This is a genomic window from Actinoplanes sp. CA-142083 (genome assembly GCF_050942195.1).
Taxonomy (GTDB): domain Bacteria; phylum Actinomycetota; class Actinomycetes; order Mycobacteriales; family Micromonosporaceae; genus Actinoplanes.
Genome location: NZ_CP192076.1, coordinates 6,889,904 through 6,901,846, shown reverse-complemented (window position 1 = coordinate 6,901,846; position 11,943 = coordinate 6,889,904). Strand labels below are relative to the sequence as shown.

13 protein-coding genes are annotated in these 11,943 nt (G+C 71.3%); 4 read left to right on the top strand and 9 right to left on the bottom strand.

Annotated features, from left to right (window positions below):
- Positions 1-2: 2 nt before the first annotated feature.
- The gene (locus ACQPZX_RS31795; protein WP_433363262.1) at positions 3-431 is read left to right on the top strand and encodes a phage holin family protein; all 429 of its coding nucleotides are present in this window, start codon (positions 3-5) and stop codon (positions 429-431) included.
- Positions 428-805, top strand: coding sequence for a DUF3618 domain-containing protein (locus ACQPZX_RS31790; protein ID WP_433363259.1), 378 nt, complete (start codon positions 428-430; stop codon positions 803-805). The genes ACQPZX_RS31795 and ACQPZX_RS31790 overlap by 4 nt, the downstream gene beginning before the upstream one ends.
- A 49-nt stretch (positions 806-854) precedes the next feature.
- Here the strand turns inward: ACQPZX_RS31790 and ACQPZX_RS31785 are convergent, their stop codons facing one another.
- Both ACQPZX_RS31785 and ACQPZX_RS31780 read right to left on the bottom strand, forming a co-directional pair.
- Complete coding sequence (locus tag ACQPZX_RS31785; protein WP_433363257.1) at positions 855-2,225, bottom strand: FAD-binding oxidoreductase; 1,371 nt, start codon at positions 2,223-2,225, stop codon at positions 855-857.
- Between the two features lie 36 nt (positions 2,226-2,261).
- The gene (locus ACQPZX_RS31780) at positions 2,262-5,234 is read right to left on the bottom strand and encodes a BTAD domain-containing putative transcriptional regulator (RefSeq protein WP_433363254.1); all 2,973 of its coding nucleotides are present in this window, start codon (positions 5,232-5,234) and stop codon (positions 2,262-2,264) included.
- Between the two features lie 108 nt (positions 5,235-5,342).
- On the opposite strand from ACQPZX_RS31780, the gene ACQPZX_RS31775 reads away from it, so the two are divergent.
- The gene (locus tag ACQPZX_RS31775; protein ID WP_433363251.1) at positions 5,343-6,053 is read left to right on the top strand and encodes an HAD family hydrolase; all 711 of its coding nucleotides are present in this window, start codon (positions 5,343-5,345) and stop codon (positions 6,051-6,053) included.
- Here the strand turns inward: ACQPZX_RS31775 and ACQPZX_RS31770 are convergent.
- The gene (locus ACQPZX_RS31770) at positions 6,027-6,944 is read right to left on the bottom strand and encodes an aminotransferase class IV (RefSeq protein ID WP_433363248.1); all 918 of its coding nucleotides are present in this window, start codon (positions 6,942-6,944) and stop codon (positions 6,027-6,029) included. The two genes, ACQPZX_RS31775 and ACQPZX_RS31770, sit on opposite strands and share 27 nt — an antisense overlap.
- A 40-nt stretch (positions 6,945-6,984) precedes the next feature.
- Here ACQPZX_RS31770 and ACQPZX_RS31765 point away from each other — a divergent pair, with 40 nt between their 5' ends.
- Positions 6,985-8,595 carry a RecQ family ATP-dependent DNA helicase gene (locus ACQPZX_RS31765; RefSeq protein WP_433363245.1) on the top strand — a complete coding sequence of 537 codons (1,611 nt, stop codon included), beginning with the start codon at positions 6,985-6,987 and terminating at the stop codon, positions 8,593-8,595.
- 6 nt (positions 8,596-8,601) lie between these two features.
- On the opposite strand, the gene ACQPZX_RS31760 is transcribed toward ACQPZX_RS31765, so the two are convergent.
- Genes ACQPZX_RS31760 through ACQPZX_RS31735 form a run of 6 tightly spaced genes read right to left on the bottom strand, consistent with a single transcriptional unit; the run spans position 8,602 to position 11,832 of the window.
- Complete coding sequence (locus ACQPZX_RS31760; protein WP_433363242.1) at positions 8,602-9,303, bottom strand: WXG100 family type VII secretion target; 702 nt, start codon at positions 9,301-9,303, stop codon at positions 8,602-8,604.
- A 3-nt stretch (positions 9,304-9,306) separates the two neighbouring features.
- Positions 9,307-9,621, bottom strand: a complete 315-nt coding sequence (locus tag ACQPZX_RS31755) for a type VII secretion target (protein ID WP_433363239.1) — start codon at positions 9,619-9,621, stop codon at positions 9,307-9,309.
- Positions 9,622-9,626: 5 nt separating this feature from the next.
- The gene (locus tag ACQPZX_RS31750) at positions 9,627-10,088 is read right to left on the bottom strand and encodes a YbaB/EbfC family nucleoid-associated protein (protein ID WP_433363236.1); all 462 of its coding nucleotides are present in this window, start codon (positions 10,086-10,088) and stop codon (positions 9,627-9,629) included.
- Between the two features lie 7 nt (positions 10,089-10,095).
- The gene (locus ACQPZX_RS31745) at positions 10,096-10,890 is read right to left on the bottom strand and encodes a metallophosphoesterase family protein (RefSeq protein WP_433363233.1); all 795 of its coding nucleotides are present in this window, start codon (positions 10,888-10,890) and stop codon (positions 10,096-10,098) included.
- Positions 10,891-10,896: 6 nt separating this feature from the next.
- On the bottom strand, positions 10,897-11,226 hold the full coding sequence (locus ACQPZX_RS31740) for a hypothetical protein (protein WP_433363230.1): 330 nt from the start codon (positions 11,224-11,226) through the stop codon (positions 10,897-10,899).
- Between the two features lie 18 nt (positions 11,227-11,244).
- Positions 11,245-11,832, bottom strand: a complete 588-nt coding sequence (locus tag ACQPZX_RS31735; protein ID WP_433363227.1) for a hypothetical protein — start codon at positions 11,830-11,832, stop codon at positions 11,245-11,247.
- Positions 11,833-11,943 lie beyond the last annotated feature (111 nt).

Genomic DNA, 11,943 nt, shown 5'->3' with positions numbered 1-11,943 from the left:
CGGTGACCACAACCACACCGGCCGGCAACCGGCACGACGGAAAGTCAACCGCTGACCTGGTGAACCAGGCGGCCGCGCAGATCTCGACGCTGGTTCGCGACGAGCTGGCGCTGGCGAAATCGGAGCTCACCGAGAAGGGCAAGCGCGCCGGAATCGGCGGCGGGCTGTTCGGCGGGGCCGCGGTGCTCGCGCTCTACGGGCTCGGGCTGCTGCTGACGCTCGCGGTCGTCCTGCTGGACCTGGCCTGGCCACTGTGGCTGGCCGTACTCGTCGTCATGGTGGTGGTTTTCGCCGCCGCCGGCGTGGCCGCGCTGATCGGGCGCACCAAGCTGCGCGAGGCGACGCCGCCGCTGCCCAAGGACGCGATCGAGAGTGTCGAGGCGGACGTGCGCACGGTCAAGGCCGCGGCACGGGAAGGACGGCATGCATGAGCACCGCACAGGACCCGCAGCAGCTGCGGGCCGAGATCGAGCAGACCCGCGCCGACCTGGGGGAGACCGTCGAGGCGCTGGCCGCCAAGACCGACATCAAGTCGCGGGCGAAGGAAGCCGCGTCGGACGCGACCGAGCGGGCCAAGGTAGCCGCCTCGGACGCCGCCGGGCGCGCCAAGGAAGCCGCGACGGATGCGGTCGGCAAGGCGCGGGAGAAGCTGGACGAATCCCGGCACATCGCTACCGACCGGCTGGCGCCGGCGGTCCGGGAAAAGGCACAGGCGCCCGGCCTCGGCAGAACGGCGCTCGTCGGCGCGGCCGCGATGGCCGTGACGGGAGTCATCCTGGTAGCGACATCCCGCAAGAAGCGGTAACGGGGCGAACGCACCGCATCCCCCCGGTGCGGTGCGTTCGCCGTACCCCCTAGTTGGTTTTGATGTTCTGGTTGAGCTGGAAAAGGTTGGACGGGTCGTAGCTTTCCTTCACCGAGACCAGGCGGTCGTAGGTCGCCTTCGGATAGGAAGCGCGGACCCTGTCCTCGGAGGCCTCGCCGGTGAAATTGACGTAGGCCGAGGCGTCCGTGTTCAGCGAATCGGTGGCGTCACGCGCCCAGGAAACCGCGGCGGGATAGCCGTCGGCGTCGGCGGATCGGGCCACCACGTTCAGCAGATAGTCGCGGTTGCGGGTGGCGAACGCGGTGGCGTCCTCGGGAATCCGGGACATCGCCCCGCCCAGGTGATGGATGTGCAGCTCGGAAACCGGGTTGGGAACGGCCGCGAACTTCGAGATCAGCGAGTCGGCGGCGTCGTCCAGGTTGTCGAAGAAGGCGGAGCGGAAATAGTTCCACATGCCGCGCGGGTAGAGCGGGTCGAGAAGCGTCTGCATCGCGGTGTAGGGCATCGGCGAGAAAAGGTCGGTGATGACCGGCGCGAGCGTACGGAATGGACGCGTCGCGGCGTCGCCGTCCTCGGGATGGCCGGACCACATTCCCACCACCGCCACGATGGGCTTCCCATGGACTTCCTCGGGCAGGAATGGCGCCGGCGGGGCAGTGGTCATGTTGATGACCACGGAAAGCTCGTCGGGCGCCTGCCGCGGGAAAGTGCGCAGAATCTGCTCGGCGTGCTCGCCCGGATAGAAGACCAGGCCGGCGAAAACGGTCGGGCCGACCTCGTGCAGTTTGAATTCGAACGATGTGACCACGCCGAAGTTGCCGCCGCCGCCGCGCAGCGCCCACAGCAGGTCGGGGCGCTCGTCCTCGCTGACCCGCAGGTACTGGCCGTCGGCGGTGACGATGTCGGCGGCGATGAGGTTGTCGCAGGTCAGGCCGCACCGGCGGACCAGCCAGCCGATGCCGCCGCCGAGCGTGAAGCCGGCGATGCCGGTGCTCGAGACCAGCCCGCCGGTGACCGCCAGGCCGAACGCCTGGGTCTCCGCGTCGACGTCGCGCCAGAGGGCCCCGGCCTGCGCCGTGACGGTCTTGCGGCCGGGGTCGACGCGCACGCCGTTCATCGGGCTCAGGTCGAGGACGACGCCGTTGTCGACGGTCGAGAAGCCGGGAATGCTGTGGCCGCCGCCGCGCACCGCGAGGGGGAGGCCCTCGCTGCGGGCGAACTCGACGGTCTTGAGGACGTCGGCCACGCCGTGGCAGCGGACGATCAGGGCGGGGCGCTTGTCGTGGGCGCCGTTCCAGATGGACCGGGCCTCGTCGTAGGCCTCGTCGCCGGGGCGGATCAGGTCGCCGCGCAGGGATTGTGCCAGCTCACCGAGCGTGGCTTCGCCAATCGTGTTCATGTGATCCGACGCTACGAAGCCGGCCTTCGCAACGGCTTAGCGGATTTTTAAGGCCCGCGGCAGCCCGATCCGGCAGCCCAGCCGGCGGAAGATGGCGCGCGCCTTGGCCGCGTGCTCGCCGGGCGCGCCGAGCTCGGCCGCGAGCAGCCGCGCCCACGCCTCCACCCGCAGGTAGCCCTGGTCCTCGAAGGACCGGGTCGCCTGGTCGATGAGGGTGCGGGCCCGGTCGCGCTCACCCGCGAACAGCTCGACGACGGCCAGGTTGAGCAGGGCGCCGCCGGTTCCGGGTCCGTCGTCGACGGCCTCGCCGCGGTCGAGCGCGCGGCGGGCCAGGCGGCGTCCCTCGGCGGCGTCGCCGGCCGCGGCGGCGAGCAAACCCAGGTTGGCGAGGCTGAGGTTCTCGGCGCGACGGTCGCCGAGCTGCTCGCGCAGCCGCAATGCTTCGCGCAGGTGCTTCTCGGCGGCGTCGAACCGTCGGGCGTCGCGTTCCACGCAGCCCAGGTGGTTGAGGGCGTGTGCCAGGCCGGCCGGGTCGTCGATGCGCGCGAACTCTTCGACGGCCCGCTCGGTGCTGTCGAGAGCGGCGGGGATGTCTCCCGCCAGGCGATGGGCATAGGCAAGGGCGGAGCACGCGTACGCGTGTCCCTGCACCGCCCCGACGCGGCGGCCCAGCAGCCAGGATTCTTCGAAGACCGGCACGGTGGTGTCGTGGAGCGGCGCCAGCGGCACGCAGAGCGTCACCGCAGGCAAGAACGGCAACTTGTCCGGATTTATCATCTCAAGTTCCCTCAAGAACGCGGCAAATCGCTCCCGGGCGATCGGCACGTCCTCGCGGAAGAGCGCGGTCAGAGCCGCGAGCCAGCGCGCGGTGGCATTGTCCGTATTTTCCGTGACTTTCTCCACCTCGTCGAGGTCGGCCACCCCGAGCAGGAGGAAGCCGCGCATCAGCCGTGCGTCCTCCGACTGAGCGTCATCGGCGACAGCCGCGTCAGCCAGAGGACGCAGCCGAGCCCCGAGCCCCTTGCGGGCCTCCAAAATCGCCAGCGCGAACGACGCACGGGACCGCAACGGCGACGGCGTCTCCGCCACCCCGAGGATCCGCTGCAGCCATGCCGCCCCCTCCATGAAGTGCCCCCGCGCCAGCCAGTACCGCCACAGGCTCACCCCGAGCAGCAGCGCCTGCTCCGGATCGTGCCGCACCGCCCACCCGAGCGCCGCCCGCAGGTTGTCGTGGTCGATGTCGAGCAGTTGCGGCCGCTCGACCACGATGCCCGAGACGCTGCGGTCCGGGTCGTTGTCGACCGCGAGCCGCGTGAAGAACGCGCAGTGCGCCGCCTCGAACTCCGCCGCCTCGCCCGCCGCGACCAGCCGTTCCCGGGCGAGCTGCCGGATCGTCTCGAGCAGCCGGTAGCGGGAGCGGTCGCCGGCCCGTTCCACCTGCACCAGCGACTTGTCGACGAGCCGGCCGAGGACGTTCTCGTCCGCGCAGATCTGCTCGGCCGCGGTGAGCGAGAAGCTGCCGGCGAAGACCGCCAGCCGCCGCAGCAGCGCCTGCTCGTCGGGGTCCAGCAGGGCGTGGCTCCACTCGAGCGCCGCCCGCAGCGTCGCGTGCCGGGTGACCTCGGCGCCCTGCCGGCGCAGCAGCGAGAGCGCGCCGGTCAGCCGCTCGGCGATCTCGGCCGGCTCCAGATGGGACATCCGGGCCGCGGCCAGCTCCAGCGCGAGCGGGATGCCGTCCAGGCGACGGCAGATCTCGGCGACATCGCCGGCGTTCGTTTCATTCAAGGCAAAGTCGACGCGTACGTCCCGCGCACGCTCGACGAAGAGCCGCACCGACGCCGTCTCCCCGCCCGAGCCGTCCGGCACCTCCAGCGACGGCACCCGGAAGGTCACCTCGCCCGGGACGTGCAGCGGCTCGCGGCTGGTCGCCAGCAGGGTCACGCCCGGGCAGGACCGGCGCACCGCCACGGTCAGCTCGGCACACGCCGTCAGCAGGTGCTCGCAATTGTCCAGCACGAGCAGCAGCGTCCGGTCCCGCAGCCGCCCGACGAGCGAACGCAGCGCGTTCTCGCCGGCCGCCGGGTCGAGGCCGAGCGCCGCGGCGACCGTGTCCGGCACGAGCCGCGGATCCGCGACCCGGGCCAGGTCGGCAAACCACACCCCATCGCGATATTTCGAGATCTGTCGCCGCGCGGCCTCCTCGGCCAGCCGCGTCTTGCCGGCCCCGCCCACGCCCGTCAGCGTGAGCAGCCCGCCCCGGGTCAGCAGCCGGTGCACCTCACCGATCTCCCGCTCCCGCCCGACGAAGCTGGTCAGCGACTCGCCGAGATTGCTCTTGCCCGATTTCTCCACGAGCAGTTCGCGGAACAGGTCGCGGGTCTCGTCATCGGGATTCGTGCCATATTCCGCGGCCAGATCGTCGCGCAGCCGCTCGTACCGGGCGAGCGCCTCCGACCGTCGCCCGGCGTCGGCGAGTTGCCGCATCAGCCCCCGCACCGCCCGCTCGTGCAGCGGATCGACGGTGAGCGCCCGCTCGTGCTCTCCAAGATCGACAAGCAGCTCACCGTACGTGTGGCGCAACTCCTCCCGCCGCCGCACCGCCCAGTCCTCGAACCGGTCCTCCGGCAGCAGATCGCCCGCGTACAGACCCACCGCCGCCCGGGGATCCTCGACCGCCATCCGCTCGAACCGCAGCACGTCGACCTCGACCGGGCCGCCCGCGTGCAGCACCACCACGTCGTCCCGCAGCTTCAGCAGCTCGCCCGGATCGCCGTCCCCGGCCAGGGCTCGCCGCGCCACGTGCAGCGCCTGATGCAGATTGTTGACCGCCGCCGACGCGTCCTTGCCCGGCCAGAGGGTCTCCAGCAGCACATCCCGGTGCATCCGCTGCTCGGGCGCGAGCGCCAGCAGCTTCACCAGCGTCCGCGCCTTGCGCAGCCGCCATTCGCGGGCCTCGACGGCAACGCCGTCCCGGTCCACGCCAAATCCGCCCAGCAGCCGGATCCGCACGCGGCCAGCCTAGGAGCCCCCCGCCACGAGATCCGCTGCCGAATCGCAACCCCGACTGTTCCGGCGCCTTACCTGGCCAGGACCTCATGGGTGGGTGATCATCGTGGCATGACGACGCGGATAGCGATGTGGTCCGGCCCGCGCAACATCTCGACCGCCATGATGCGCAGCTTCGGCGCCCGCCCCGACACCGTGGTGGTCGACGAGCCGCTCTACGCGCACTACCTGGCCGTCACCGCCATCGACCATCCCGGCCGCGACGAGATCCTGCTCAGCCAGCCCACCCGCTGGCAGGACGTGGCCGCCCAGCTCACCGGCCCGCTCGCCGGCGACCCGGCCGTGCACTACCAGAAGCACATGACCCACCATCTGCTGCCGGGGATCGGCCGCGATTGGCTCGGCGCGCTCACCCACGCGTTCCTGATCCGCGACCCCTCGCACGTGGTCGCCTCCTACGCCCGGGTGCGCGGCGAACCCACCCTCGAGGACCTCGGCTATCCGCAGCAGGCGGAGATCTACCGGGCGTTCGGCGGCCCGGTCGTCGACGCGGCCGACGTGCTCCGGGATCCGGCCGGGACGCTGGCCCGGCTCTGCGCGGCACTCGGCATCGCCTTCGATCCCGCGATGCTGGCGTGGGCGCCGGGTCCGAGGGCGACCGACGGCGTGTGGGCGCCTTTCTGGTACGCCTCGGTCCAGGCGTCCACCGGCTTCGCCCCCTACAACCCGGCCCCGGTCGAGGTGCCGGACCGGCTGCGCCCCCTCGTCGACGCGGCCCAGCCCTACTACGACGAGCTAGCCCGCCACCGGCTCCAGCCCTAGACGTACGCCGTTGGCCGCCGCGTGCTCCTGGTACAGCTTGGCGACCCGGCCCGTCACCGCGCCGACCTCGCCCCCGCCGATGGTCCGCCCGTCGATCACCGTGACGCCCGCGATCTCACCCATCGTGCCGGTGCAGAAGACCTCGTCCGCGTTGTACATCTCGATCAGCGACACGTCCCGCACAGTTGTCGGGATGCCGGCGCTTGCCGCGAGCGACAGCACCGTCTCCCGGGTGATCCCCTCCGGGCACGCGACCGTCGCCGGCGTGACCAGCCCGCCACCGGCCACGGCGAAGAGGTGGGTCGCGTTGGTCTCCGCCACGAAGCCGCGCTGGTCGAGCATCAGCGCGTCGTCGGCGCCCGCCGCGGTCGCCTCGATCTTCGCGAGGATCGAGTTCAGCAGGTTCGCGTGGTGGATCTTCGGGTCGAGCACGTCCGGTCCCGGCCGGCGCACGCTCGCCGTCGCCAGGCGCAGCCCGCTCGTGTCGTACACCGGCGGCTTGTGCTCGGCGAGCACGATCAGCGTCGGCCCCGCCGTGTTGAGCCGCGGATCCATGCCGCTGGTCACCTTCACACCCCGGGTGAGCGTGAGCCGCACGTGCACACCGTCGTACATGTCATTGGCTTGAAGCGTGGCAGTGACCGCCGTGACGATCTCGTCGTCGCCCGGAATGTCCGCGAAATTCAACGCGGTCGCCGAGCGCCGCAGGCGCGCGAGGTGCTCATGCAGCCCGAAGATCGCGCCCCGGTAGAGCCGCAGCCCCTCCCAGACCGCGTCGCCGCCCTGCACGACCGAGTCGAAGGGGGAGAGGCCGGGCTGATCGCGGTGCAGCAACTCGCCGTTGACCCAGTAGCGGAGGTCGCTGTTGCGCTCGTCGTACTTCTGCAGCATCCGGCGACTATAGATCGGCGCGCGGGTAGCATCCGGCGGGATGGATCAGCTGGACACAATCGCCGCCGGCGTGCTCGGCATCAGCCTGCGCCCGGCGCAGCGCCGCGCCCTCACCGCCCTCACCACCCACGGCGACACCCTCGCCGTGCTGCCCACCGGCAGCGGCAAAAGCGCGATCTACCAGGTCGGCGGCCTCGCGCTGGGCGGGCTCACAGTGGTCGTGTCGCCGCTGATCGCCCTGCAGCGCGACCAGCTCCGCTCGATGACCGCGCACGGCAAGGTGCGAGCCGTCATGCTCAACTCGTCCCAGCACCACGCCGACCGCGTCGCGGCCCTGGGCGAGCTGGCCGGCGGGCAGGTGGACTTCGTGATGCTCGGCCCCGAGCAACTCGCCAACGCCGAGACGATGGCCGCCATCACCGGCAGCCCGCGCCCGATCACGCTGGTGGCGGTCGACGAGGCCCATCTGGTCAGCGAGTGGGGCCACGACTTCCGCCCCGAATACCTTCGCCTGGCCGACGTGGTCGAGACCGCCGGCCGTCCGCCGGTGCTGGCCCTGACCGCGACCGCCGCGCCGCCCGTGCAGGCCGACATCACCCGCCAGCTGCGGATGCGCGACCCCCAGGTGATCGTGGCCGATTTCGATCGTCCGAACATCTCGCTCGCGGTGCGCCGGGCACGCCACGACCTTCCCGAAGATCAAGCCATTGATGATCGTACGGTCGAAGTGGTGCTCGCCCATGATGGGCCGACTCTGGTGTACGCGCTGAGCCACGCCCGCTGCGAGTCCCTGGCCAAGCGCCTGCGCCTCGACGCGTACAAGGCCGAGCCCTATCACGCCGGCTTGCCGGCCGCCCGCCGCGCCGAGATCCAGGACGCGTTCTTCGCCGGCAAGCTGGACGTCGTCGTGGCGACCAGCGCCTTCGGCATGGGCATCGACAAGCCCGACGTACGCACGGTCGTGCACGCGGGCGTGCCGGGCAGCCTCGACGAGTACTACCAGGAGATCGGCCGGGCCGGTCGCGACGGCGCTCCCGCGACCGCGGTCCTGGTCTACGACCCCCGCACGGTCCGCATCCCGCGCCTGCTGGCGGCCCGCTCCAAGATGGGCGACGCGGCCGTCCACAAGGTCGTCGACGCCATCGAGGCCGCGACCGGCCGAATCACGGTCAAGGACCTGGCCGAGTCGACCGGCGTGGGCCGCTCGGCCACCGCCCGCGTGGTCGACGAGCTGCTGGAGCTGGGGTTGGTGCGCCCCGACGGCAACGACGCCGTGCAGGCGGCGCCCATGGGCGACGCGTTCAAGCAGGTCACCGCGGCCGGCAACCGTCGCCAGGCGATCCTGCGCTCCCGCATCGAGGCGGCCCGCGGCTACGCGGAGAGCGTCCACTGCCGGCGGGCCGAGTTGCTCGGCTACTTCGGCGAGCACTACGACCCACCCTGCAAGACCTGCGACAACGACAACAACGCGCCACCCGCCGCCGCCCGTGCGTCGCAGCAGGGGGCCGGCCAGAGCGTCCACCACCGCCTGTGGGGCCACGGCACCATCCTCAGCCGAGACGACCACGAGCTGGTGATCGCCTTCGACTCGGTCGGTTACCGCCACTTGACGGCGGCAGCGCTCACCAACGGCCTGCTCACCGAGGATTAGGGCCGGTCAGCCGTCCAGCAGCCCGGTCAGATTCTCCAGGCTGCTGATCAGCGCGCCGGTGTAGCCGAAGATCCGGCCCGCCCACTTGGCGACCGCGGCGATGATCTGCGCCGTGACCACCGGAATGGTCACGATCGCCAGCGCCTCGGCGGCCCAGACGATCACGCGGGCCACCAGGTCGCAGATCAGGTCGCGGACGATGTCGCGGGTGAACTGGACCAGGTTGCCCGCCGCCCGGGTGGCCGAGGACATCGTGGCGGCCAGCACGCTCAGGCCGCCGAGCCCGTCGACGTTGTTGGCCATCATGGCCCGGTAGGAGCTTGCGGCGCTTCCTCCCCAGTCGGGCAGATCGGCGGCCAGATCCGCATGCAGGTCCTCCGCCATGGCCTGGAGCGCGCCGGCCATGTTGGTCCAGGTCTGGGCGTGCGCGACGACCTTGTCGGGGATGCCGGTCAGCCGGTCGAGAACCTCGCGCAGCGGCTCGAAGTGCTCCATCACCCAGCCGAGGCCGTTGGCCAGCAGCGCGCTGAACGGGTCGATCACCGTGGACGCGGCATCGGCCACGAACGAGCCGCCGGCCAGCATGCCGTTCACCCAGCTGCCGCTCTCGACCGACTGGTGCAGGCCTTGCAGACCGTCGGCCAGCGAGCTGCCGGTCCAGGCCGTGCGGGTGGTCGTGGAAGTGGCGACCAGCGACGAGTACGGCATTGGTCAGCCCACCCCGCCGGCCGCCTGTATGCGGCCCTGTGCACTGTTGTCGGCGCCGTCGTACTCCTTGCCGGTGTCGACCAGCGCGTCCGCCATCAGCTGGAGGTTCTCCTCCACGTACGTGTAAAGGCCGTCCTGGCTCACGTGCCGGCGCTCGAGAATCGCCGAGATCCATCCGCACAGGACACCGTAGGCGGCGTCGTCCTGCGCGATGGCGCGGCTGGCGTCCTTGATCGCCGCAAGCTGGTCACGCACCGCCCGGACGTTCGAGGCGTGCCGATACAGCTGGGCCGAGTCCACATGGAACGAGTCGGACATGTCGGTTAACCTCCGTGCTCGTCGGTCGCGTCCGGCCGCTCGAGCAGCTGCCGCATCCGCTCGGCGGTCGTGCGCGCCGACAGCGAATCGGGTCCCATGGTCTCGACCGCGATCTCCTGCGCCCGCTCGGCGGCCTCGGCGCGGGCCTTCCGCAGCGCGCTCATGATCGCTCTGGCCACGGCCTCCGGCGCGTGGCGGTGGATGCGCTCGGTGAGCTCCAGGTCGACCAGCACGCCGGAGGAGTCGATGGTGACCTCGGCCAGGCCGTCGCCGTCCCGTGCCGTGGTACGCAGTTGTTCCAGTCGTCCGGCCATGATCGCGGCCCGCGCGGCGGTCCGGTCGAGGTTCTCCTTCCAGGACCGCAGGTACTCGCGCGATGCGTCCGGATCCAGGAAGGCTTCGGTATCGGAGATCTCCGGCATGAGCATCACCCCCGTGGTGAGGCGCAGTTTAACAACGACGTGCACGAATGGATTACGTCACGAGGATGACGACCCGGGCGTCGACGTTCACGGCATGGCCGTCGCCGAGCGAAGCCACCGGCTCGTCCCAGTGCACGTGACCGCAGAACGTCAGCGACGGCCCCCGGCGTTCGAGCAACGCCCGCACCGCCGCGTTGCCTCTCTGGCCGGCGTGATCACCCACCGGCCCCTCATGCAGGAGCAGCACGTCCGGCGCCGGCTCGACGGCCTTCCCGACAAGGCGCAGAAAATCCTTTTCCCTACGCCGGAGCACGCGCGCCGGGTCGCCGACGACCCCCGAGACCCCTGCGACCGCAAGGCCGCCGAAGCTCCGCGGCTCACCGTCCAGCAGCGCCACGTGCGGCCCGAGCTCCGAGACTTCCGCGGCCGTCACCTCGTCATGGTTGCCGGCCACCCCGAACAGCATCGGGCACTCGGCCGCCGCGAAGGCAAGCCACACGTCGAGCACCGCGCCGGACGCGCCACGCCGGTCGGCCTCCGGCGCCGAATACAGATCGCCGGTGAGGAGCACTCCCACCCGGTCCGGCGGCGGCAGCAGCCCGCTCTCCGCCCACACCCCCAGGTAGTCGGCGAGCGCGATGCCCAGCAGCACGGGCTTGCCACCGAGCGGCGAGGGCGCCACCCCTTGAAGATCACCGGTCGCGAGGACCGCAGCACACCCGGCGGGCAGCTCGTCGACCTTCAATCGCTCGATGGCGAGCTGCACGTTCTGCGTGCCGCCACCGGGCCCGGCCGCCCGGTAGGGGATCGTCGCCAGCCGTTCCGGCCGGGTGCCCAGCAGCCTCATCGGGCGTCAGCCCACCACTCTCCGGTAGAGGAAGCGCCATTGCGGCAGGCTCGCCAGCCGGGACCTGATCTCATCGGGACTGGCGGACTTGTCGACGTACAACAGGTAGCGATATGCCGGGAAATCGGGCAGTTGGTGATAGTCACCCGCGCTGTCATGGAGATCGTTGGACTGCAGCCGGAGTTTGCCGCCACCCGGAGGTGGGCCGGGTGCCGCGTAGTGAACGCCCCGGTAGTCGCTGTCGTGCAGCTGCCACTCGACGCCCAACGCCTCGGCGAGCCGGTCGGGCTGGTCGCCGAGGCTCGGCTCGACGAACCCGTACACGTCGTAGATCACTGGGACTGTCCGTTCACGTCAGAACCACACCCGGATGGTCGGTTTACGACCGACGGCGTCGTCCATCGTACGGAAGATCATGACGTGCACGTCGCGCCCCGCCTCGGCCGACGCCTCGCCGACGATGCCATCGAGGCCGAGCCTTTCCAGGTCTGCTTCGTCGAGCGGCCCGGTCGAGACGCCGTCGCCCCGGAACGGCACGCCGCCGTCGCGAGCGGCCGCGTTGACCGAGTCGCCGGTGATGGCGATGTCGTAGTCGCTGACCCGGCCCTCGTCGAACGGCGCCCCGTCGTCGGCGCTGCGGCCGGTGACCGCGCTGCCCTGAAATCCCATGTCCAGGTCGGGATAGAGCTCGCGCATGCGGTCGCGGTAGCGGCTCGCGAAGTCTCGGAAGTGCTGGAAATCGCGGAAGCCGTGCGGGACGTTGCTGGGCTGCCGTGCCGGCGAGGACGACGCCGAGGAGCCCGGCGCACTGCCGCCGGCGGCGGTCGGGCGACCCCCGCTCAGGACGTCCCTGGCGTCGACCTCGCCCCGCTGCACGTTGCCCGCCCGCCCGCGCCGGCGGCCGGGCCGGGCCGGGCCGGGCCGGGGGAGTCTCGTCGTCACCGCCCCCGTGTGGTCTCCGCGATCTCGGTGTCAAGGGCTGCCTCCATCGACATCGGTCACGACTTTAACGCCACCGGGCCAATGCCGGCGGGGGAGCAGGGCCCTCGCAGA

Bases quoted from the DNA above. Each gene is read 5' to 3' on its own strand.
- ACQPZX_RS31790 (WP_433363259.1), top strand. From the start codon at position 428: ATGAGCACCGCACAGGACCCGCAGCAGCTGCGGGCCGAGATCGAGCAG.
- ACQPZX_RS31785 (WP_433363257.1), bottom strand. From the start codon at position 2,225: ATGAACACGATTGGCGAAGCCACGCTCGGTGAGCTGGCACAATCCCTG.
- ACQPZX_RS31775 (WP_433363251.1), top strand. From the start codon at position 5,343: ATGACGACGCGGATAGCGATGTGGTCCGGCCCGCGCAACATCTCGACC.
- ACQPZX_RS31770 (WP_433363248.1), bottom strand. From the start codon at position 6,944: ATGCTGCAGAAGTACGACGAGCGCAACAGCGACCTCCGCTACTGGGTC.
- ACQPZX_RS31765 (WP_433363245.1), top strand. From the start codon at position 6,985: ATGGATCAGCTGGACACAATCGCCGCCGGCGTGCTCGGCATCAGCCTG.
- ACQPZX_RS31760 (WP_433363242.1), bottom strand. From the start codon at position 9,303: ATGCCGTACTCGTCGCTGGTCGCCACTTCCACGACCACCCGCACGGCC.
- ACQPZX_RS31755 (WP_433363239.1), bottom strand. From the start codon at position 9,621: ATGTCCGACTCGTTCCATGTGGACTCGGCCCAGCTGTATCGGCACGCC.
- ACQPZX_RS31745 (WP_433363233.1), bottom strand. From the start codon at position 10,890: ATGAGGCTGCTGGGCACCCGGCCGGAACGGCTGGCGACGATCCCCTAC.